Below are 21,564 nucleotides of genomic sequence, written 5' to 3'. Positions count from 1 at the left end.
CTACTATCAGACACCATATAATAGTGATGTTAGTTTACACTCGTAAACTAATTTTAGCAAAGTCATTTGATATTGTCTTCACATAAAGCTTTGCAGTAAATACTTTGAGTAAACAATAGCTACATCTTTACTTTTACTTTGCGATTTCAAATAACGACTTCTTTAAATATCTGTTTCGACATCGCCGCATCAAATCAATCATGACCTTTGTTGTATTACTTCAATCAAACGTTTAGTCAAACGCTAAAACAAAGTCGCTATCACTACACTATCATCTTAATAGCAGCAGTACTAAAGCAATCACTATTAAGCGCTTAAACTATCTAATGCCGAGCGTAGCTCATCCATTTTTGCCATGATGTTCTGCTGTGCATTCGCAACCGCTGCGGTATCGCTGGCATCAATATCGGCAAAGTTCTGTACCAATGCGCTACCAACAATAACGCCGTCTGCATGAGTACCAATCGCTTTGGCAGAAGCACCGTCACGGATACCAAAACCAACACATACTGGTAGATCTGTTTCCGCTTTGATTGCTTTAACTTGGGTTGCAACATCATCGGTATCGAGCGTAGCTGAACCAGTGACACCTTTTAATGATACATAGTAAATATAGCCACCACAATGGGTCAATACTTGCTCACGGCGCTCAGGCAACGTCGTTGGCGACAATAAGAAAATCTCATTCATAGAATGATCGGTCAAATGCTGAGTGAAGCTACCTGCCTCTGCTGGTGGTAAATCTACCATCAATAAACCATCAACGCCTGACTGCTCACATAGCGCCACAAAGTTGTCATAGCCAATGATTTCAACAGGATTGAGATAACCCATTAGGATAATTGGCGTCTGCGTATCTTTTTGACGGAACTCTGCAACCATTTCTAGTGCATTGCGAGTACTCGTACCTGCTGCCAATGCACGCTCACCCGCCAAGGCAACGGTTGGTCCATCAGCCATTGGATCAGAGAACGGTAAACCAACTTCGATCATATCTGCACCGTGTTTCACTAAATCATGCAGCAAACCTACAGTAGTCGTCGGATTAGGATCACCTGCCATTACATAAGGAATCAGGGCTTTTTTGTTTTGTGACTTTAAGGTTTCAAAGGTACTTTCAATTCTGGTCATAGCGGTCTCTTAATTATAATAAACTGGCTTACTTAATCCTTTATCTAATAATCTATATCAGACAAAGGGGGCTAAGCAATGTCTTTTACGAGGGAGAGTCTTGCAATCTATAAAATAGGCAACTTACAAAGTTGATAATTTATAAAGAGACTCGTTACTACATCTCAATCCCTTCTGCCTTCATGACTGAATGCAGATCCTTGTCACCACGACCTGACATATTAACGATGATCGTTTGATCAGGTGTCATGGTTTTAGCCAGTTTTAGTGCATAAGCGATGGCATGAGATGTCTCAAGTGCAGGAATGATACCTTCTTTTTGTGTGGCTTCATGAAAGCCTTCTAGCGCTTCTTTATCGGTACAACCGACATATTCAACGCGCTTCATATCTTTTAGGAAGCTATGCTCTGGACCGACACCAGGGTAATCAAGACCCGCTGAGATAGAATGCGTTTCTTGAATCTGGCCATCATCATCTGCCATTAGGTAAGTACGGTTACCATGTAGTACGCCGATACGACCAGCAGCCAGTGGCGCTGAATGACGACCTGACTCGATACCATCGCCTGTCGCCTCGACGCCATACATTTTAACGTCTGTATCGTTTAGGAAATCAAAGAACAAACCAATAGCGTTTGAGCCACCACCAACACAGGCAACCAATGCATCTGGCATTTTGCCTGTTTTTTCTAGATGCTGAATACGTGCTTCTTTTCCGATAATCGCTTGGAAATCACGAACCAATAGCGGATAAGGGTGCGGGCCTGCAACCGTACCAATAATATAATACGTGCTATCGACATTAGTTACCCAGTCACGCATGGCTTCGTTCATCGCGTCTTTGAGCGTACGTGAGCCAGAGGTTACTGGTACAACCTTTGCGCCAAGCAAACGCATACGATAGACGTTCATCTTTTGACGTTCGACGTCATCCGCGCCCATATAAACGATACACTCTAGTCCCAAACGGGCAGCAATCGTTGCCGTCGCTACACCGTGTTGTCCTGCGCCAGTCTCAGCAATGATACGTTTTTTGCCACACATTTTGGCAAGCAGCGCCTGACCAATGGTGTTATTCACCTTGTGCGCGCCTGTATGGTTTAGGTCTTCACGCTTAAAGTAAATTTGCGCACCACCAATCTCATCGCTCAAACGCTTGGCATGATATAGCGGCGTTGGACGACCAACATAGTTGACCAAATCGTTGTGGTACTCTTCCCAGAATGCAGGATCTGCTTTTACTTTGGTATAGAGCGTCTCTAGCTCTTCTAGGGCAGCCATTAGTGTCTCAGAGACAAAACGACCGCCGTGTACACCGAAGTGCCCGCGAGCATCAGGGTATTGATTAAAGTCATTTACGTCTGTTGGGTTGGTAAACGTATTGACAGATTGTGCGGTGGCAGATGGATTTTTATTATCGACATGACTCATGGTAATTCCTACTGTAATAAGTGGTATTTTTTAGAATAAGAAAGAAATAGGGTAAGTAACGAGTTATAGAGCTGGTTGTAAACTAGCTACTTATGTTCGAAGGTTCGCTAGGCGTCGCATTTTGCCATCGGTCGCGTTTTACCGCTTTCATAAAGGCTTTCATCTTGGCAGCATCTTTTTTGCCTTTATCCACTTCAATACCGCCGCTGACATCAACTGCATAGATAGGCAGCTCTAAAGTCGTAGCGACATTTTCGGCATCTAGTCCACCCGCTAGGATAATCGGTAGCGAGCTGTTCTTTGGTATCAAACTCCAATTAAAACGTGCGCCTGTACCGCCATACTTATGCTGATGATAAGCATCTAATAAGACACTACTCGCCCCTGCTGCTGCAAACTCGTCAATCTGAGCGCTGACACTAGCAGCACTATCTGCATCAGCATTAATACGTAACGCTTTAACCCAGCGTTTATTGACCATACCTGCCAGTTGCTCACACAGCTCAGGTGTTTCGTCACCATGGAACTGAATAATATCAAAAGAGACGTCATTTGCTAAATTGGTCAGCTCAGTTTCAGACATATTAACCACTAGTGCCACCACGCTGACAAAAGCAGGTACGGCAGCGCTTAGAGTTTGTGCTTGTTCTATCGTGACCGCGCGGGGGCTTGGTGGATAAAAAACCAAGCCTACTGCGTCTGCACCTAATTGTGCCGCAGTCTGTATATCACTAAGCTGAGTAAACCCGCAAAACTTGACGTGCATTTTGTGACCTTGCGTTTCATGATACTAAATATGACACCGATTATAGCGGCATCAGATAGGTTCAAGCTAAAGATAAATTGTTAGATGTGATTAGGTTTTGTTAACCAAACGGCAAAGCCATTGCATCCAAAAACTTATCCTAGCATACTTTTATCCTTAGTTTTATTTATGATTGCGATTGATTAATATGGGGATACTTTGATGTCTAAGACTGCACAGACAGCGACGAATAATACTGATACCGACAACAATGATACTAGCAAAAATCCACCGCATTACTTGATGTGGTTTCGTCGTGACCTACGTATCCATGACAATACCGCTTTAGCAGCGCTTTGCGAACGTGCAAAGGAAGAAAACGCCTCCGTGTCTGCCGTATTCTTTCTGACCCCTGAGCAGTGGCAAGCGCATGATACGTCTCTTGTACAAGTCGATCATATTGCTCGCACGCTACCTATTTTAGCCAAGAAATTGCAATCGAACTTGAACGTCACTTTAACAGTACAGCTCTGTCCAAACTTTGCTGACTGTGTAGAGGCACTCACCGCTTTATGTAAAGATAATGAGATCAGCTGCGTCATGGCCAATCATGAGTATGAAGGCAATGAGATTGATCGTGATGAACAATTAACCAAGCAGCTTGCAAAGGACGATATCGAGTTTTTCCGCTGGCATGACCAGTGCATTTTGCCACCGCAAAGTATCACAACCAACGATGGCGATAGTATGTATAAAGTCTTTACCCCGTTTTATAAAAAATGGCGACATACGTTGGACGTCAGCACCATTCAAATGCATGAAGCGCAAGCGGTGGATAGCGATTATAAAATCAAACTAAAATCATCGCAAACGTTTGCTAATACAATCGAAGATATCGAAGCACTAAGTGAAGAGATGCTCAGTGACTACCAGAAGGCACTAGAAAAGAGCGAGTCTTTACAACATATTGATATGACCGCTCAGCTTGACCGAGCAAGAGACACCTACCCAGCTGGTGAATTTGCTGCTTGCCAGCGTCTACAGGCATTCGTTGATGATGATATCAACGATTATGATGTCAGTCGCGATGTTCCCCATTTACACGCCACCAGTCAGCTGTCGGCTTATCTCACTATCGGGTCTATCAGTCCTAGACTATGCTATCTACAAGCGAGCAAAGCACAAGAAAAGCTACACGGTAACGATGGTGATAATGAAGATATCAATCGCTGGATAAGTGAGCTTGCGTGGCGAGATTTTTATCGTCATGTGCTCGTAGAAAAACCAAACCTAATCCATCATAAAGCCTATAAAGAAGACACCGATACCAAGGTCAGTTGGTCGTACGATGAAGATGATTTTGAGACATGGTGCACTGGTAAGACAGGTGTACCGCTCGTAGATGCAGCAATGCGCTGCTTAAATGCGACGGGATTTATGCATAATCGATTGCGCATGGTTACAGCAATGTTTTTAACGAAGGACTTGCTGATTGATTGGCGCTTGGGTGAGCGTTACTTTATGCAGCAGCTGATAGATGGAGATTTTGCCTCCAATAACGGCGGCTGGCAGTGGAGCGCGTCAACAGGTACGGATTCAGCGCCCTACTTCCGTATTATGAACCCCTTTAGCCAAGCCAATACGCATGACCCCAAGGCCCTATTTATCAAAACTTGGCTACCAGAATTAAAAGAGGTTCCTAATAGTATTTTGCATGACGAAAACAAGATGCGTAAAGAATTGGCAAAAGATGGTAAGTTTGCTGATGTTGACTACCCTGCACCGATGGTCGAGCATAAATCGGTACGCAAGCTGGCTATTGCCGAATTCAAAAAAGAAACTTAATTCAAAAACAAATATCAGCTTAGCCATTGGTAGTGACTGGCAGCTGGCACGCACCTGCACCTTGAGTGGTAACTATAACTACCGCTCCCGTGAGTGCAAATAGCTGCTGCAATTGCGTTTGCGCATTTTGCAGCGCCATATTCATGACGTCACCTCGGCAGGCACGTTCTAATACTTCTTTTTTGGCCATAGTCTGTGCCTGCGCCAATATCTTAGGATCGACTTGCATCATGCCAAAAGCCCCTGTTTGCCAGTCATAAATCTCGATATCATCTAAATATACTGAAAATATCTCTGTAGGCGGCAAAGTAATATTGATTTGCGGCATAGTAGCAGCTGGTGAGTTGGGGTTAGCTACTTGCTCGTTAGCAGTATTAACTTGAGCAGGTTGCACTACCTGTACCATCTCAGGCGTTAATGCACTCAAATCCACGCCTGCCTCTACGCGACCATGGGCGATAAACAATGCTTTTTGCTCATCCTGCCACAATTTCATCCAACTTCCTGGTCGCTCGCTCGTAATCACTGTATCGACACTAAATGCGACAGTATGTAAACGATTTAACTGCTGAATTTGAGTGACCACTCCTTCGCGAGTAATCGTTTCTATCGGCGCTTCTTCTGGTTTATTTTGCGCACTATAAATGGCAAAGACAATCGCTGCCAAACCGATGAGTAATATCACCCACGACATCGTAGCAACAGGTCTTTTTTCAAGCTTTTGAGTAGCATTGACGTTATTCGTATCAGGATTATTCATAGAAGCTACCTTTATAATATTGCATCGTTCTTGTAAGGCTAACAGCATTGCAAAATAGCATTGTAAAACCAGAGCAGATATTTAATTTATAAATGCGACTATTGTGCAGCAACTTCAAGTAATAGCTACCATTCTTCTACATAACTTCATGTACAGCTCTCCACATAATCATCTCAATAAACTGTCGCCAAAATAAGCAGTACTTTCGCTATAAAATCATACGAACAACTCAATTATTTGCCCCTTATTGAAACCTTTGCATTGCGTTCGGTCTGAAAAGAAAAAAATTCATTGCGTCTTAGGCTAACTTTACCTAACATAGTCAGATTGTATGAATAAAATGTCAGTCTTAAAGCACTTATTAGGTTTCTAACCTGAATACATTGCATTTTTGGCATATTGATACATCAAATCAAATTTGTCTCTCTTTTGTGAGAGCAGTTTTTACTGATGTGCTTTGTATATAAGCAAATTGGTAACTAGGGAAAATCCTAGATTATTGCTAAGTGATAAAGGTAAGCTTGCGGCGGCAATGAAACGATTAGCCATACGCTCAACATCCTACTATTTCTTATTTTTTTATCGTTGATAAGGTTACGCTTTATTTATGAAAGCCAGTCAATTTTTATTTGCCACACTAAAAGAAACCCCAAGTGATGCCGACATCGCCTCAAGCCAATTGATGGTGCGTGCTGGTCTTATCCGCAAGATTGCTTCTGGATTGTACATTTGGCTGCCGATGGGTCTACGCATCTTACAAAAGGTCGAGCGTATTATTCGCGAAGAGATGCAGAATGTCGGTGCACAAGAAGTGCTTATGCCGATGACTCAGCCTGCTGAGCTTTGGCAGACGACCGGACGTTTTGATGATTATGGTCCTGAGTTATTGCGTTTTAAAGACCGTCATGATCGCGACTTTGTGCTTGGCCCAACGCATGAAGAGGTCATTACCAATCTTGCCCAAGGTGAGCTGCGTAGTTATAAACAATTACCGATTACCTTTTTTCAGATTCAAGGTAAGTTCCGTGACGAGATTCGTCCACGCTTCGGTGTGATGCGTGCACGCGAGTTCACCATGAAAGATGCTTACTCATTCCATGTGGATCAAGCGTCATTGGCCAAGACCTACCATGATATGTATGACGCTTATACACGCATCTTTACCCGCTTGGGCTTAGATTTCCGTGCAGTACAAGCAGATACAGGCTCTATCGGTGGTTTTGCATCCCATGAGTTCCATGTATTAGCAGATAGCGGCGAAGACGATATTGCGTTCTCAGATTCTTCTGACTATGCTGCCAACGTTGAGCTGGCAGAATCGGTCAGCACTGCCGAGCGTCAAGCGCCAAAAATGGAGCGCGCAGACGTTCTAACCGAAGGCATGACCAGCTGTAAAATGGTGGCTGAGCATTTAGACGTACCATTAGAAAACACGGTCAAAACCTTAATTGTCCATGGTCATACTGAAGATGATGAGCCTCAATTGATTGCTGTCGTATTGCGCGGCGATCATCAACTCAATACCATCAAAGCTGAGAAAATTGAAGAAGCCAACGTGCCATTAACCCTAGCGTCTGACGAAGAGCTAAAAGCCGCTGGCCTGCACAAAGGCTATATCGGTGTCGACCTAGATATGCCTGTATTTGTTGATCGTTCAGCCGCCACATTGTCAGACTTTGTTTGTGGTGCTAATGAAGTGAACAAACATACTATCGGCATGAACTGGGCACGTGATACTCGCATCACTCGTATCGTTGATGTGCGCAATGTAGAAGAAGGTGATCCTTCTCCAGATGGCAAAGGTACGCTCAAAATCAAACGTGGTATCGAAGTCGGTCATATTTTCCAGTTGGGTGATAAATACTCACAGGCAATGAACTGTACCGTATCAGGTGAGAATGGCAAGCCAGTCACGCTGATGATGGGTTGCTACGGTATTGGTGTGAGCCGTATCATTGCCGCTGCCATCGAGCAGAACAACGATGAAAATGGTATCATGTGGCCAACCACACCAACCGTTGATGACTCAATCGCTCCTTTTGAAGTCGCCATCATACCGATGAAATCAAAAGAAGAAACCGTCATGCAAACGGCAACAGCGCTGTATGAAGAGCTAAAAGCACAAGGTATCAATGTACTGCTTGACGATCGTAACGAGCGTCCAGGTGTGAAGTTTGCTGATCTAGAGTTGATTGGCATTCCGCATCGTATCGTAGTCTCAGACCGTAACTTGGCTGAAGGTAAGTATGAATACGTCAATCGCCGTGAAGCTGAAAAACAAATGCTAAGCCGTGAAGAAGTCATGGCAAAAGTAAGCAGTAAATAGTTTTGTAAATAGAGACTATATAACAAAAAGCGCCTATCTCATTATATGAGATAGGCGCTTTTTTATGAGCTTAAAAATATTCAATATTATGCTTTCTAACTAGAATTTACTGTCGGATTAGACGGCTTGGCTTGGGCAACAGATTGATATCACTAACACGGCAAGGATTGATATCAATACCACCTCGGCGCGTATACCACGCTCGTACCATTAACTCACTTGGCTGATATTGTTGGCTCAAATCAGCAAATATCTGCTCAACACACTGCTCGTGGAAGCCATTGTGCTGACGGAAGCTTAATATATAACGCAGCATATTTGCATTATTAAAAGGCTTAGAAGTCGTAATCGATACGGCTAACGTTCCCCAGTCTGGCTGGTTGGTCACTGGGCAATTACTACGTAGCAGATTGGAATAGAAGATGTACGGCTGCATACCATCACTTGCCACGCTTTCACTGCTCACCTCTATTTCATTTCCTCTTAGCAAGGTCGCGTCAGGATGTTCAGTCAATGCAACTTTGTCCGTGCTATCTGCTAGCGCCTCATCAATACAAACCCCTTCAGGCTGAGCAATAAGTAATCCTGTAACTTTATCATTCAAGTCATCGTTTAATCCAAATAACGCTACTTGTACATCTGCTTGCAAGCAATCTGACAGGTCTTTTGCAATCAACGCTTGTACATCGTTCCAACTGGCAAACTCGGTAAAATTGATACTATTCAAATATAACTTAAGCGACTTTGATTCTACGATAAATGGTGAGCTAGCAGGAATACAAAAGCGCGCAATCGCTACTTGCGAGATACCTTGCGGATTTAACCAAGATATCTCAAAAGCCTGCCACCAATCTACACCGACGGTCAATTTATCATCTTGCCAACCAATCGCATCACGTCCCATGCTGCGCGCAATAGGATATAGCGTCTCTGGGCTATACTCAGTTGGATAGTCTGTGGTTTGCTCACCCAAGATACCGTGAATACTCATCTGTTTTCCTAATATTAATCTGTTTAAAATTTGCCCTAAATAATATGTTCAGCGAATAACGCGTACTACAGACGCACTCGCGAGCCGTTACTTAGCAAGCGATAGGCGATGGTATAGAATATCGCACAGAATACAAATATAGCCGCCATTGAATACCAGACATTGACATCAGAATAGCCAAGAATACCGTAACGGAATGAGTTAACCATATAGACGATAGGATTCAATAGCGAGACATTCTGCCAAAACGGAGATAAATTTTCCATCGAATAAAACACACCGCCAAGATAGGTTAATGGCGTCAAAACAAAACTTGGAACGATAGAGATATCATCGAATGAACGGGCAAATACGGCATTGATAAAGCCGCCCAATGAAAACAAAATAGATGTGCCAAGTACTGTAAATACAGTCACAAATAAGTGCTCAATACCAAGATCCGTGAAGAACAGCGCTACTATCGAGACAATCACACCGATGGCTAGTCCACGGAAGATACCACCGCTGATATAACCCATCAAAATAGCATGCTTAGATACTGGCGAGACCAAAAGCTCTTCAATACTGGAAGTAAATTTGGCGCTAAAAAAGCTTGAGACCACGTTAGAGTAGCTGTTGGTAATGATCGACATCATAATCAGGCCAGGTACAATAAACTGCATGTATGGCACACCGCCCATCTCTCCCACACGCGAGCCAATCATCTTACCAAAAATGACAAAATACAGGCTCATCGTGATAACTGGCGGTAACAATGTTTGCGGCCAAATACGCAAAATACGGCGCACTTCTTTCAACCAAATAGTGCGAAACGCAATCCATTTTTTGCTCCATGACATGGTTTTATTATGATCGACTAGTTCCTGACTCATAATCCCGCCTCCTTCATACTATCTGCACTCTGAATGTTTTTGTCTACCAAGCGCATAAACAACTCTTCTAATCGGTTGGCTTTATTGCGCATACTCGCCACACTGACACCTTTCTCAGATAGTTGATCAAAGACACCATTTAGTGACTCACCTTCTGTCAAGGTAACTTCTAGCGTCTGCTCATCTGGCTGTGTTACACCCGTGACTCCTGTCAGAGCCAACTGCTCAGTGAGCGGTGTATCCAAATCAAATACAAACGTTTCCACAGACAGTTGCGCCAGTAGCTCTTTCATTTCCGTATTGATACGAATCTCACCGTGATCCAAGATGGCAATACGTTTACACAACTGCTCAGCTTCCTCGAGATAATGAGTCGTCAGAATAATAGTGGTTTTTTCTTCAATATTAATCTGCTGCATGAACTCCCACATCGAGCGACGTAGCTCAATATCGACACCAGCTGTTGGCTCATCTAGGATCAACAACTTTGGCTTATGAATCAATGCGCGCGCAATCATTAAACGGCGTTTCATACCACCAGATAGCTCACGTGATTTGCTACCGCGCTTGTCCCATAGCCCTAGCGCAGTTAATAGTCTCTTTGCACGTGGCTTGGCTTCTTTTGCTGGAATACCAAAGTACCCTGCTTGTGTAATCAGGATATCTTCGACTTTTTCGAACATATTAAAGTTAAATTCTTGTGGTACAACGCCAAGATATTGCTTAGCAATCGAAGGGTTCTCTAATAAATCTGTCCCAAAAATATGAACGCTACCAGTGGTTGGCTTAAACAATGAGCTAATAATACCAATCATGGTAGATTTGCCCGCGCCGTTCGGTCCAAGTAACGCAAAGAAGCCGCCTTGTGGTACTGTTAAATCAACCCCTTTTAATGCCGAGAATCCATTATCATAGGTCTTGGATAAGTTCTTTATAGAGAGTGCTGGTGCATCAGACATGAAGACCTCTTTATTGGTTATCAGTTTATATAAAATGCGATTTTAGAATAATAGGCCGTGTTGAACATTCAACTATCGTTATCATATGGGCAGAAGCCGTACAAAAATGTTCAACACACTCTACTGTCTAAAAGAAACAATGTACTGTAATAAGTGAACTAATCTCATAAAATGAGGCTACTAATGGCGAATTTCAACTGCCTTATATTTGAAGTACCATATTAATAATACTCATCATGAAAAAGCGCCTATCTCATTACTGAAATAGGCGCTTTATAGATATAGATCGTCAAAGCTTAGTAATTAATCAATAAAGATTAGCTAGCTTCTGCAACCATATAATCTACGGCATTTTGGACTTCTTCATCAGGGATATCCGCGCCGCCTTTAGCAGGCATCGCATTGAAACCATTGATAGCATGGGTATATAGCGTCTCTTTGCCTTTTGCAATACGTGGGCCCCAAGCACCAGCATCACCAAAGATAGGAGAGCCTAGTAAGCCTGCTGTATGACAAGTCTGGCATACTGCGTTATATACCGCTTTACCATCACGAGGACCGTCGCCAGCAGATGGGCCTGATGAGCGTGCCGTTACATCGCAAACTTCATCATCTTCAAAACAGATATTGGCAACCGGCTGAATACGAGCAATCAAATTAGGATACAAAGCAATTAGTTTCTGCACTTGCGGCGTATCTTGCGGGATTGGCTCTTCGTCGTCGGCAGGCGCTGCAGCAGCAGTTTCTTCGCCCTCTGCTAGAGCAGCTTCGTCAGTAGGCTCAGCACCATCTGTCGTATCTGCAGCAGCTTGGGGCTCATCACCTAGCGTTTCAGGAGCAGCTTCTACGACCTCTTGGCCTTCTGCTACGTCTGACGCAGTTACAGGAGTGTCTACAATATCTTCAGCTTGGCTCACCGCGATACTAGCGATTCCTAGAATGGCAGCTGCCGATAACATAACTACTTTTCTCATTCGTCACGTTCTCTTATTACATATGCAAGGACTGGTACGGCTCGGACATTCTGTCTGTCCTCCTTTGACGACCTCTAAGTCTTCAATAGCAGATAGCCATCCCGCGTACCAGCGCACTTGCAATCGGTGATTATAAATATGAATTCTCCCCAACATTATAAGGGAAAAGGCAGGTAAATTGCCATGCTTGTTTAATGACTTGGCTGTTTTTTCTTAAAAAACCTCAATCGCAACTGTCATTTATTGGCTTTATGCGTTTTATTTGTTAGACTAAGCGGTCTTTATTTTTAGACACCTTATGCCAGTTATCATGCTCATCTGAATGTGATAGTCAGACATATCGTTATCATATGCGCTCGTAGCTCAGTTGGATAGAGTATCGGTTTCCGAAGCCGAGGGTCGTGGGTTCGATTCCCGCCGAGCGCACCAATTACAATATTTACACCTCCACTCCATTATTTCCTCAGCACTACCCTCAACTTCCTATACTTACTGAACCGACACTTTCGTATGTTTGCGGTTTTCTGTGCTCGTATGTTTCTTAAGCTCTCACCTACATAAAACTTATTCTGCGTCCTGTAAACTGGCAGTCAATTGAGCGCGGCTAGGTACACGGTGATAATTAATCACTGGCACATCACCCAAACTGCGCTGACCTTCAGCGATCTTTTTATCAATCGTAATCATCGCTATTTTTTTGCCTTGTTGGCTAACGAGCAAATGGTTCGCCTTACGTGTGACTCGATAATTAGCAAAATACTGCTTTAATATCGCTGAAGTTTTTTGCAGAGCATCATTCGGTGTTACATTCTTTGATTTTGCGCCACTCTGCTTTTCACCTGCTTTTGCGCCGCGCGATTTTGCCACAAACCATAAAACTGCGATGACAGCGCACAATATGACAAGCCACCAAATTCCGTCTATCATAAGTAAAAATATCCATTATTAGCGAGAGTTGGCTCATGTTAGCAGAATTATCACCAGCGTTAATAGCAGAAGTAAAACTTGCAGCACAACTGCTAGCATCAAAACAGCGTATTTGTATTTTGACTGGCGCTGGCATTTCAGCAGAAAGCGGCATTCCGACGTTTCGAGATAAGCAAACAGGACTGTGGGAGAACTACGGTGTCGAAGACTTGGCAACCCCTGAAGCCTTCACTCGTGGTCCAAAGCTAGTATGGTCATGGTATCAGTGGCGGCGGCAACTAGTCGCAGACAAAGCGCCAAACCCAGCGCATCATGCATTGGCTCAGTGGCAATATCATGCACAAACCACCGATCAAAAAGTGACACTTATCACCCAAAATGTCGATGACTTGCACGAGCAAGCTGGTAGCGCAGTGACTCACCTGCATGGACATCTGTGGCGCAACCGCTGTAGTCAGTGTGAGATACCCTATCAGGATCAATCAAGGGCATCATATGATAACCAAGATACTATGAGTTTCGATGAAACATTGCTTACCTGTCCGCATTGCGACGGCTACATCAGACCAGATATTGTTTGGTTTGGCGAAGCTCTACCTGTACAAGCGTGGCAGACTGCCGAAGAAGCTGCGGCTAATTGCGAGGTATTTATCAGTATCGGTACATCAAGCTTGGTCTATCCTGCTGCTGGTTTAGCACAGCTAGCCAAACAAAATGGCGCGCAAGTTATCGAAGTCAACCCTGACCCAACACCAAATACTACCGTCGATATCCTATTAGCAGAAAAGGCTGGAATAATATTGCCACTGCTTATAGAGAATATTACTGCTTTATAATTGCTACTGCTCGTAAGTATTACTAACGACAGGCAACAAAAAAGGCGTAACGGTTTATATAAACTGTTACGCCTTCGCTACTCATAACGAACTCGTTAAAGTTATTTCAATGCAAGATCCACTCTCGCCAAATAAGTTTCTTTTAACTCGTCGCTTATAAATGCCGATTTAAAAGAGTTCTTTACTAATGTAATTACATCATCTTCTGTAATCGGTAGATTCTCATACAGATTGATGAAATTTTGATTCACATAACCTTTGAAGTACGCAGGGTCGTCTGAATTAACACTAATATTTAGACCATAATCTAAAAGCTCTTTAATATTGTGCTCTTTATAAGTCTCGAAAACTTTTAGCTCGATGTTTGAGTTCGGGCAAACTGTTAGTGGCATTTGCTCATCTTTTAGTCTTTGCATCAACTCTGGGCTTTTTATAGATTGCACACCGTGATCAATTCTATTGATATTCAATAAATCTAATGCTTCGTAGATATACGAAAAGTCTGCTTCTTCGCCTGCGTGAGCAACCAACTTAAAGCCTTCCTCTTTAGCTTTTTGGAAGACCTCTTTAAACTTCGATGGCGGGTTGCCCAATTCTGATGAGTCCAGACCCACACCAATAATGTCGTCTTTATAGTCCAGTGCTTGCTCTAACGTTTCAAACGCTTCTTCTTGCGATAGATGACGCAAAAAACACATGATGATGCATGATGTAATACCGTATTTTGCTTTGGCATCTGCCAGTGCTTCTTTGATACCTGTAATTACTGCTTCAAAAGGCACGCCTCGTTCAGTATGCGTTTGTGGGTCAAAGAATATCTCTGTATGGATGACATTGTCTTCGACACACCTAAGGATATATTCCCACGTCAAATCATAAAAATCATCTTTTGTGAGCAGAACGTTTGCGCCCGCATAATAGATATCTAAAAAGGTCTGCAGATTGGTGAAATTATAAGCACTTCGTACATCTTCGATATCTTTATAAGGTATCTCTACGTTGTTCTTTTTGGCCAATCTAAACATCAGCTCAGGCTCGAGAGAACCTTCAATATGCAGATGAAGTTCAGCTTTTGGTAGCTTCTTTATTAACTCAATCATAGTATTCCAATAATGGCGTTATCGGGACGAGCCATCGTAAATGTTGCAAAGTAAGATAATCAAACCATGCATATACAAGGCACTATCTGTCCCAGAACCATCATTTTAACACTAAAAACATATTGCCTAAAACAAAACCCTTTGACCGTATAGACAACTTACTTATAAAAGCAGGCATCTTAATAAAACCACACCAAGCACACACTACTTTAAAAATACCACTGTATCGGACAGCTCATTACCTTCTGGATCATGCTCTAGATGATAGTATTGACGTAGCACTTGTCCCACTTCATCCAGCAGTTCAGCTAAGCTCTCTTCTGTTTTTTGAGTAGCAATACCAGATACCGCTTTTTCACACATGGCATTCCACACAGTCGGACTAACATGAGCACTAATACCGCGATCTGCAACAATCTCTAGTTTGCGCTCGCATACATTGACATAGATCAAGACACCTGTATTTTCTTCCGTGTCCCAGACACGATATTCACTAAACAAATCTATCGCACGCTCACGGCAGTTCATGCGATAGGCTTCTTGAATAGGCAGATGGTTTTCTACAATTAAGAACACCTCACCACGATGCCCACGCTCAGCTCGTGTCACAGCTTCTGTTAGGCGCGCTTTGGAGTCTGTTGTCAGCCACTTACTATGTAATAAAGGGACGAACAAAACTTGACGCCACCAGCGGGCAAAACTGGGAGTTGAAGCGTTGTTTTCTACCATTATATTATTTCCTCAAGTACGTCATGTTCGATGGTTATTTAGAGTCTACTTTATTCGATCATGTGGAATACTTACCACGAGCCACCTGCGCCGCCGCCGCCGAAACCACCACCGCCACCGCCAAAGCCGCCGCCTCCAAAACCACCACCGCCAAAGCCGCCTCCACTACCGCCGCCCATACCTGGTAAGAAAATCATGCCGCCTCTGCGCCCACCTTTACCGCCGCCGCCTTTTCCACCGCCACCGCCGCGTGAGATCAAAAACATCCAGATAAATATTGCCATAATCAACGTCATGAAGAAACCGCCACCTAATGCCATTGAACCTGCAAAAAACCCACCAGCGGTAATGATAGAACCAAAGACTCGGCCAAATATGTTGGTAATAAAGCTACCAAAAATCATCGCCATAATAAATAAGAAAATAGGTGACGGCATATCGTCTGAGCTTTGCTGAGCAGTACGTTCTGCAGCTTGTGCATCAGCACGAGCTAATACTTCAGGATCGGCAGTTAAACGCGTTTTGAGCGCTTCAACACCTGCGATTATTCCTGCACCATAATTATTTTGTTTGAATAGTGGTGTGATGTCTTCTCGAATGACACGGTTGACCGCCGCATCTGGCAAGACACCTTCTAAGCCATAACCCGTTAAGATATACATATCACGGTCATTGACAGCGACGACAATCAACAGGCCGTCATCAATAGCTTCATCACCCAGTTCCCACTTCTCAGCAACTTGCAATGCATAATCGAATATTGGTACACCATTGGTGGTTGGTACGATAACCACCGCTGCCTGTGCTAGACCTTCCTGATAAATACTTTGAAGCTGCGCCTCTAGACGTAGCTTTTCTTGCGGATTTAAAATATTGGCCTGATCAACGATTGGTTCGTTGAGTATCAGTTTATCAGCATCCACACCCTCAGCACTTGAACGTACTGGCGGCTGATCAGTTGTTTGAGTACTGGTTGTCTCATTTGCTGGGTCTTGGTTATCTGCGTTTTGATTGATAGCATCGTTGCCAAGCACCGCTTCATTGATAGCATCGTTGTTTAATACAGCATCATTGAGAGCTTCGTTAGACTCGCCTGCTTTGGCAACAGCTACCAACTCTTCAACGCTACGGTTTTGCAGATTCGAGGTGCTATCTGTCGCCACCGCCGTATCATTAGGTGCAGCATGCGATACTGGCACGCTGACCACACCTAACGTAAACAGTAATGCTGATAAGATTGCTTTTGAATTATTCATCTAATCTATACCACCTCAGATAACATCTTTACCAATTGATAGAGTCTAGTTAGTAATCACCAAACTATTAGCTAAATAAACAGAGCCGCTTATGCCACTCTGTCATCACATTATTTTCAAACTTTATTCAGCAGAATTTTATTCAGAATCACCAAAATCAACACTGGGCGCCGTTGAAATGGCTTCTTCATTAGCCACACTAAAGTTGGGCTTAGTATCCATGCCGAATACTTTTGCTGTGACGTTGGTAGGGAATTGACGTACCGTTGTATTGTACCCTTGCACTTCTTGAATATAGCGGTTACGAGCAACGGCAATACGGTTCTCAGTACCTTCTAACTGTGCTTGCAAATCCTGAAACAGTGCGTCTGACTTTAGATCAGGATAACGCTCCGATACTGCCATCAAACGTGATAAGGCACCTGTCATCTGCTCTTGGGCAACTGCATAACGTTCCATCGCTTCTGGATCATTGAGTACTTCTGGCGTCACAGTGATACCGCCTGCACGTGAGCGAGCTTCAGCCACTTGCGTAAACACTTCCTGCTCTTGCTCGGCATATTGCTGTACAACTTTCACTAAGTTTGGCACCAAATCAGAACGACGCTGATACTGGTTGACCACTTCTGACCATGAAGCAGTAACCTGTTCATCTTGCGCCTGCAGGTTGTTATAACCACAGCCGCTCAGACCAACAGTGGAAGTTGTCAATAAAGCAGCTAGCAACATTGGCTTCACAATAGATTTACGCATCATCGTTAACTCTCCTAGTAATAAATAATAGATGTCTAGTACTACATTTTTAGTATTTTTTAAGTTTTCTTTTTATTCATACCTCAGTCATACATTTTATATAGCATATATCTATACATGACCCTATCAGCATAATATCAAAAGAAGTTGTACTAATGATGGCGTTATAACCAGCTTTTTACAATTGACCGTTACCAAAACACAACCGCTTGACGTTAACAATAACGTGTCTTTATAGCGATATATATAGAACAAAAATCTATCTGTACAGCATAGCTAGACAAAATATTCTGAAAGTACAAACAATTATTTATATATTGTCTAAATCCTGCTAATGTATTTACCGAACAAAGTATGAATATATTTACTGCTGAAAAAGAAATTTCTAGTAATTAGTGTAAAAATATGGCAAATTGCTGTTACGTAGCCGTACGGTTTGAATACATTTGGTAGTGGACTTATAGCTTGATTAGTATTAGTGAGTTATTGATTTTTCAGTAAAAATATCAATTAACTGGTAGGTTATCGCTTAATATTTTCAATTCGCCATACCAGTTATGTATTCACTCGGGACAGCTCATAACAAGTTGAATACCATCATGGCGATGGATATTCAACTATATAATCCCCTGTTTTATCCGTGAGTTGCCTGACAGCTGATCTCACCCATCGTAAGATGCAAGGATACCGCAGTAGTGCAGGTTGCAATACAATCATAAACGTAACTGATGTTATCAATGATTGATATTGTACAAGTGGTCAATCGTGAAAGGCTAAGCGTAAGCGGATAAAGACAGACAACTACAGTCCATTCTTGGTGGCTAAGCACACATGAGACTTAGATAATAGATAAGTCAATGCAGAGATTTTAACTGCTTAACTTCAATAAGTAAGTTAACCAGTTAGTTTACTCCTAGCAGATAGCGCCACCTTGAGACAGTACTAGGAATATACATATGGAAGGTTTAGTTAATTTAGTAAATGGAATTATCTGGAGTCCAGCACTGATCTATCTGTGTTTGGGCGCTGGTCTTTTCTATTCCATCATGACACGCTTTGTACAAGTTCGCTTGTTCAAAGAAATGCTCAGACTATTATTTAAAGGTAAACCTGATAACGATGGTATCTCATCATTTCAAGCACTTGCCGTGTCCCTCGCAGGACGTGTGGGTATGGGTAACATCGCTGGGGTAGCTGCTGCTATCGGTTTCGGTGGTCCAGGCGCCGTTTTCTGGATGTGGGTTGTGGCCTTTTTGGGCGCTTCTACCGCTTATATTGAGTCTACTTTAGGTCAGATTTATAAAGAACGTGATGTCGTCACGGGTGAATATCGTGGTGGCCCTGCTTATTACTTTGAGCGCGCACTTGGTCAGAAATGGTACGGTGTTTTGTTTGCTATAGCATCGATTGTGGCTTGTGGCATATTCTTACCTGGTGTACAAGCAAACGGCGTCATCAACGCTGTCGCTCAAGTTGCAGGTGAAGGCTCAGCTCTGAACTTCATGGGAATAGAAACGGGTACTACTCGTATTGTTGCCCTTGGCATTGTTCTAGTCGTATTAGGCTTCATTATTTTCGGTGGTATCAAACGTATTGCTACCTTTACTGAATATGCTGTTCCTTTTATGGCACTAGGTTATATTGTACTAGCGCTACTTATCATGTTTGCAAACTTCAGTATGATTCCACAAGTATTTGGTGCAATCGTTGGCGATGCTTTCACTGCACAAGCAGGTTTTGGTGCTGCCATTGGTTGGGGCGTAAAACGTGGTATCTACTCTAATGAAGCAGGTCAAGGTACAGGTCCACATGCTGCTTCTGCTGCCGCTGTTGATCACCCTGCACAACAGGGTTTGGTACAGGCATTTTCAGTATATGTTGATACATTATTAGTATGTTCTGCTACCGCTTTCATGATCTTGTCTACTGGCATGTACAATATCCAAGGTACGCTACCAGACGGTCAGTTCATCGTACAGAACGTTGCCGCCACTACTGAAATCAATGCGCCTGCATTTACGCAGATGGCAATGGAATCAGTTTATGGTACTTTCGGTAATACTTTCATCGCAGTAGCAGTATTCTTTTTCGCCTTTACGACTATCTTGGCATATTACTATATCGCTGAAGTAAACATCTCATACCTGACTCGTTCTATGGGTACGGGAGCCAGTAAAACTGGTCAGTTTATCGTTAAGCTTATAATCATGTTTATGGTTGCTTATGGTGCTCTAAATAGCTCAGGATATATCTGGGGACTTGGCGATGTTGGTGTTGGTCTAATGGCTTGGTTAAACATCCTTGGTATCATTGTAATTTTCTTTGTCGCACGCCCTGCTATCGATATCCTAAGAGATTACGAAGCACAGCTTAAAGCAGGTGGTGGTACGACTGCTAAGAGATTCGTTTTTGATCCTGCTAAATTTGGTATCAAAAATGCACCATACTGGGAAGAGCGTCATCTAGAAGAGCAAAAGAAAATGAACGCAGACCCTTTACGTAAATAATCTTTTACTAAACGTTTTTATTGTTCAATCATGCTAACTGCAAATAAAAGCCCGAGACTATGTTCTCGGGCTTTTTATTTTTGAATAACTCTATACCTCATTATAAAATAGCTCCTCAATAAACATTGAAACTCACGTTCATACAGGCTATTTTAATATCTTAAAATCATTCTATCGTTTCTCAATGTTGACCTCAGTTTGAAGTAGTACTCAATAACTACTTTATTCTCTGACTGTCCTTTTACAAAGCTCACTCTGACACTTTATGACCTAATAATGATTAGATAACTGCATCAATCTAGGTAGCAAATAGTACATCAATACGCCCCTTCATCGATCTCCTTATTTGAAGCTCCCTATTCTTAAATGGTAGACACAAAAAAGCCCAGCACGATGGCTGGGCCTTCTTTCATGAACTTATAAACTAAAAATCTATAATTTAGTAAACAGATTATTCAGGCATCAATACTGCATCGATAGTATGAACCACACCGTTGGTTGCCATGATATCTGTACCAGTGATGTTTGCTGTGTTACCAGTAGCATCAGTAATTACATTATCTTCGCTGATAGAGATAGTTGCACCGTTTGCTGTTTCGATATCAGTACCATATGGGATATCAGCAGCTTTTACTTCCATTGCCAATACATGGTATGGGAGCACTGTATTTAGCAAGTCAGTATTTGCAAGTAGCTCTTCTTGAGTAACACCTAGTTTTTCTAATACTGGGGCAAATGCATCATCAGTTGGTGCAAATACAGTGTGCTTAGTATCTTCCATCAACATAGTGTCAAGGCCTGCCGCTTGTAGTGCAGCGGTTAAGATCGTTAGGTTTTCATTCTCTGCTGCAATTTCAGCGATTGTTTGAGTCGCTTCCATGTCCATTTCAGCCATTGGCTCTGCTTCTACAGCGGTATCTGTCTCAGCCATTGGCTCAACGACCGTTTCTTCTGTAGTTACTTCAGGTTCAGTTGGCTCTGCAACTGTTTCGGTATCGTTACAAGCGGCTAATGACATGGCTGCGGTTACAACTGCGATAGATAATAAATTCTTCTTTAACATGAGATAATTCCTTTTTGAGTAAATAATTGATTGAGAGGTTTAATTAAATTAATAACTTTCCATAAATATAATGCCGACTGAGGATTGATAAATTTATCAATTATTCAGTCATAGTATCTAGACCGTCATATTGATAGTTATCAGTCTAACGGTTTAATTTTCAATTGGTATTTACTTAGGTAGCGACACTGTATCAATCACGTATATAGCATTGTTTGCTTGTATATCAGTTATTGCATTACCTTAGAACAAAGTGCTGATTAGCTTTTTTAAGACCTTGTTTGCAATAACTAAACTTTTAGAAATTGAAAGTCAGGTCAATAAAACTTTAAATCTTGAAGCAGCCACTGTCTGATAA

Annotated in this window: 18 protein-coding genes and 1 tRNA gene; 5 read left to right on the top strand and 14 right to left on the bottom strand. The window is 42.6% G+C overall.

Annotated features, from left to right (window positions below; translation table 11 throughout):
• Positions 1 to 306 precede the first annotated feature (306 nt).
• The 3 genes from trpA to ACT3QR_RS10840 all read right to left on the bottom strand — a co-directional run bounded on the left by trpA (position 307) and on the right by ACT3QR_RS10840 (position 3,329).
• On the bottom strand, positions 307 to 1,131 hold the full coding sequence (gene trpA / locus ACT3QR_RS10850; protein WP_444521358.1) for a tryptophan synthase subunit alpha: 825 nt from the start codon (positions 1,129 to 1,131) through the stop codon (positions 307 to 309).
• Positions 1,132 to 1,288: 157 nt separating this feature from the next.
• The gene (trpB, locus tag ACT3QR_RS10845; RefSeq protein ID WP_444521357.1) at positions 1,289 to 2,563 is read right to left on the bottom strand and encodes a tryptophan synthase subunit beta; all 1,275 of its coding nucleotides are present in this window, start codon (positions 2,561 to 2,563) and stop codon (positions 1,289 to 1,291) included.
• A gap of 82 nt (positions 2,564 to 2,645) precedes the next feature.
• Entirely contained in the window at positions 2,646 to 3,329 is a 684-nt protein-coding gene (locus ACT3QR_RS10840) for a phosphoribosylanthranilate isomerase (protein ID WP_444521356.1), read from the bottom strand.
• A 201-nt stretch (positions 3,330 to 3,530) separates the two neighbouring features.
• On the opposite strand from ACT3QR_RS10840, the gene ACT3QR_RS10835 reads away from it, so the two are divergent.
• Positions 3,531 to 5,153 (top strand): cryptochrome/photolyase family protein, encoded by a 1,623-nt coding sequence (locus tag ACT3QR_RS10835; protein ID WP_444521355.1) that lies wholly within the window; start codon positions 3,531 to 3,533, stop codon positions 5,151 to 5,153.
• A 19-nt stretch (positions 5,154 to 5,172) separates the two neighbouring features.
• Here the strand turns inward: ACT3QR_RS10835 and ACT3QR_RS10830 are convergent, their stop codons facing one another.
• A complete protein-coding gene (locus tag ACT3QR_RS10830; RefSeq protein WP_444521354.1) occupies positions 5,173 to 5,913 on the bottom strand; it encodes a DUF4230 domain-containing protein in 741 nt (246 codons plus the stop codon).
• Between the two features lie 607 nt (positions 5,914 to 6,520).
• Here ACT3QR_RS10830 and ACT3QR_RS10825 point away from each other — a divergent pair.
• Complete coding sequence (locus ACT3QR_RS10825) at positions 6,521 to 8,239, top strand: proline--tRNA ligase (RefSeq protein WP_444521353.1); 1,719 nt, start codon at positions 6,521 to 6,523, stop codon at positions 8,237 to 8,239.
• A 106-nt stretch (positions 8,240 to 8,345) separates the two neighbouring features.
• Here ACT3QR_RS10825 and queF read toward each other — a convergent pair whose 3' ends face one another.
• The 4 genes from queF to ACT3QR_RS10805 form a co-directional block, all read right to left on the bottom strand.
• Positions 8,346 to 9,230, bottom strand: coding sequence for an NADPH-dependent 7-cyano-7-deazaguanine reductase QueF (gene queF / locus ACT3QR_RS10820; protein ID WP_444521352.1), 885 nt, complete (start codon positions 9,228 to 9,230; stop codon positions 8,346 to 8,348).
• Positions 9,231 to 9,295: 65 nt separating this feature from the next.
• Positions 9,296 to 10,069 carry an ABC transporter permease gene (locus ACT3QR_RS10815; protein ID WP_444521392.1) on the bottom strand — a complete coding sequence of 258 codons (774 nt, stop codon included), beginning with the start codon at positions 10,067 to 10,069 and terminating at the stop codon, positions 9,296 to 9,298.
• A gap of 29 nt (positions 10,070 to 10,098) precedes the next feature.
• On the bottom strand, positions 10,099 to 11,061 hold the full coding sequence (locus ACT3QR_RS10810) for an ABC transporter ATP-binding protein (protein WP_444521351.1): 963 nt from the start codon (positions 11,059 to 11,061) through the stop codon (positions 10,099 to 10,101).
• A gap of 317 nt (positions 11,062 to 11,378) precedes the next feature.
• The gene (locus ACT3QR_RS10805) at positions 11,379 to 12,035 is read right to left on the bottom strand and encodes a c-type cytochrome (RefSeq protein WP_444521350.1); all 657 of its coding nucleotides are present in this window, start codon (positions 12,033 to 12,035) and stop codon (positions 11,379 to 11,381) included.
• A 352-nt stretch (positions 12,036 to 12,387) separates the two neighbouring features.
• Between ACT3QR_RS10805 and ACT3QR_RS10800 the strand changes: the two genes are divergently transcribed.
• Positions 12,388 to 12,464 (top strand) — tRNA-Arg (locus tag ACT3QR_RS10800).
• Between the two features lie 135 nt (positions 12,465 to 12,599).
• On the opposite strand, the gene ACT3QR_RS10795 is transcribed toward ACT3QR_RS10800, so the two are convergent.
• Positions 12,600 to 12,962, bottom strand: coding sequence for a hypothetical protein (locus ACT3QR_RS10795; RefSeq protein WP_444521349.1), 363 nt, complete (start codon positions 12,960 to 12,962; stop codon positions 12,600 to 12,602).
• A 35-nt stretch (positions 12,963 to 12,997) separates the two neighbouring features.
• Here ACT3QR_RS10795 and ACT3QR_RS10790 point away from each other — a divergent pair, with 35 nt between their 5' ends.
• Complete coding sequence (locus ACT3QR_RS10790; RefSeq protein WP_444521348.1) at positions 12,998 to 13,798, top strand: SIR2 family NAD-dependent protein deacylase; 801 nt, start codon at positions 12,998 to 13,000, stop codon at positions 13,796 to 13,798.
• Between the two features lie 101 nt (positions 13,799 to 13,899).
• On the opposite strand, the gene ACT3QR_RS10785 is transcribed toward ACT3QR_RS10790, so the two are convergent.
• From ACT3QR_RS10785 to ACT3QR_RS10770, 4 genes are all read right to left on the bottom strand, one after another.
• Entirely contained in the window at positions 13,900 to 14,898 is a 999-nt protein-coding gene (locus ACT3QR_RS10785) for an adenosine deaminase (protein WP_444521347.1), read from the bottom strand.
• 204 nt (positions 14,899 to 15,102) lie between these two features.
• Positions 15,103 to 15,627: a TPM domain-containing protein gene (locus tag ACT3QR_RS10780; protein ID WP_444521346.1), complete on the bottom strand. Its 525-nt coding sequence runs from the start codon at positions 15,625 to 15,627 to the stop codon at positions 15,103 to 15,105.
• A 71-nt stretch (positions 15,628 to 15,698) separates the two neighbouring features.
• Entirely contained in the window at positions 15,699 to 16,883 is a 1,185-nt protein-coding gene (locus tag ACT3QR_RS10775) for a TPM domain-containing protein (RefSeq protein ID WP_444521345.1), read from the bottom strand.
• 138 nt (positions 16,884 to 17,021) lie between these two features.
• Positions 17,022 to 17,639, bottom strand: coding sequence for a LemA family protein (locus tag ACT3QR_RS10770; RefSeq protein WP_444521344.1), 618 nt, complete (start codon positions 17,637 to 17,639; stop codon positions 17,022 to 17,024).
• Positions 17,640 to 18,592: 953 nt separating this feature from the next.
• Between ACT3QR_RS10770 and ACT3QR_RS10765 the strand changes: the two genes are divergently transcribed.
• On the top strand, positions 18,593 to 20,143 hold the full coding sequence (locus tag ACT3QR_RS10765) for an alanine/glycine:cation symporter family protein (protein WP_444521343.1): 1,551 nt from the start codon (positions 18,593 to 18,595) through the stop codon (positions 20,141 to 20,143).
• Positions 20,144 to 20,594: 451 nt separating this feature from the next.
• Here ACT3QR_RS10765 and ACT3QR_RS10760 read toward each other — a convergent pair whose 3' ends face one another.
• Positions 20,595 to 21,206 carry a fasciclin domain-containing protein gene (locus ACT3QR_RS10760; protein WP_444521342.1) on the bottom strand — a complete coding sequence of 204 codons (612 nt, stop codon included), beginning with the start codon at positions 21,204 to 21,206 and terminating at the stop codon, positions 20,595 to 20,597.
• Between the last annotated feature and the right edge of the window lie 358 nt (positions 21,207 to 21,564).

Source organism: Psychrobacter sp. AOP7-B1-25 (assembly GCF_052376195.1).
Classification (GTDB): Bacteria; Pseudomonadota; Gammaproteobacteria; order Pseudomonadales; family Moraxellaceae; genus Psychrobacter.
The sequence above is the reverse complement of the archived record's forward strand: the minus strand, read 5'-3'. Positions and strand labels throughout refer to the sequence as shown.

What these genes read in the sequence shown, in the direction of transcription:
- ACT3QR_RS10770 (WP_444521344.1), bottom strand. Translation starts at nt 17,639, where the DNA reads ATGATGCGTAAATCTATTGTGAAGCCAATGTTGCTAGCTGCTTTATTG.
- ACT3QR_RS10790 (WP_444521348.1), top strand. Translation starts at nt 12,998, where the DNA reads ATGTTAGCAGAATTATCACCAGCGTTAATAGCAGAAGTAAAACTTGCA.
- ACT3QR_RS10780 (WP_444521346.1), bottom strand. Translation starts at nt 15,627, where the DNA reads ATGGTAGAAAACAACGCTTCAACTCCCAGTTTTGCCCGCTGGTGGCGT.
- trpB (WP_444521357.1), bottom strand. Translation starts at nt 2,563, where the DNA reads ATGAGTCATGTCGATAATAAAAATCCATCTGCCACCGCACAATCTGTC.
- ACT3QR_RS10830 (WP_444521354.1), bottom strand. Translation starts at nt 5,913, where the DNA reads ATGAATAATCCTGATACGAATAACGTCAATGCTACTCAAAAGCTTGAA.
- ACT3QR_RS10810 (WP_444521351.1), bottom strand. Translation starts at nt 11,061, where the DNA reads ATGTCTGATGCACCAGCACTCTCTATAAAGAACTTATCCAAGACCTAT.
- queF (WP_444521352.1), bottom strand. Translation starts at nt 9,230, where the DNA reads ATGAGTATTCACGGTATCTTGGGTGAGCAAACCACAGACTATCCAACT.
- ACT3QR_RS10760 (WP_444521342.1), bottom strand. Translation starts at nt 21,206, where the DNA reads ATGTTAAAGAAGAATTTATTATCTATCGCAGTTGTAACCGCAGCCATG.
- ACT3QR_RS10835 (WP_444521355.1), top strand. Translation starts at nt 3,531, where the DNA reads ATGTCTAAGACTGCACAGACAGCGACGAATAATACTGATACCGACAAC.
- ACT3QR_RS10765 (WP_444521343.1), top strand. Translation starts at nt 18,593, where the DNA reads ATGGAAGGTTTAGTTAATTTAGTAAATGGAATTATCTGGAGTCCAGCA.
- ACT3QR_RS10825 (WP_444521353.1), top strand. Translation starts at nt 6,521, where the DNA reads ATGAAAGCCAGTCAATTTTTATTTGCCACACTAAAAGAAACCCCAAGT.
- ACT3QR_RS10805 (WP_444521350.1), bottom strand. Translation starts at nt 12,035, where the DNA reads ATGAGAAAAGTAGTTATGTTATCGGCAGCTGCCATTCTAGGAATCGCT.
- ACT3QR_RS10815 (WP_444521392.1), bottom strand. Translation starts at nt 10,069, where the DNA reads ATGTCATGGAGCAAAAAATGGATTGCGTTTCGCACTATTTGGTTGAAA.
- ACT3QR_RS10840 (WP_444521356.1), bottom strand. Translation starts at nt 3,329, where the DNA reads ATGCACGTCAAGTTTTGCGGGTTTACTCAGCTTAGTGATATACAGACT.
- ACT3QR_RS10795 (WP_444521349.1), bottom strand. Translation starts at nt 12,962, where the DNA reads ATGATAGACGGAATTTGGTGGCTTGTCATATTGTGCGCTGTCATCGCA.
- ACT3QR_RS10775 (WP_444521345.1), bottom strand. Translation starts at nt 16,883, where the DNA reads ATGAATAATTCAAAAGCAATCTTATCAGCATTACTGTTTACGTTAGGT.
- trpA (WP_444521358.1), bottom strand. Translation starts at nt 1,131, where the DNA reads ATGACCAGAATTGAAAGTACCTTTGAAACCTTAAAGTCACAAAACAAA.
- ACT3QR_RS10785 (WP_444521347.1), bottom strand. Translation starts at nt 14,898, where the DNA reads ATGATTGAGTTAATAAAGAAGCTACCAAAAGCTGAACTTCATCTGCAT.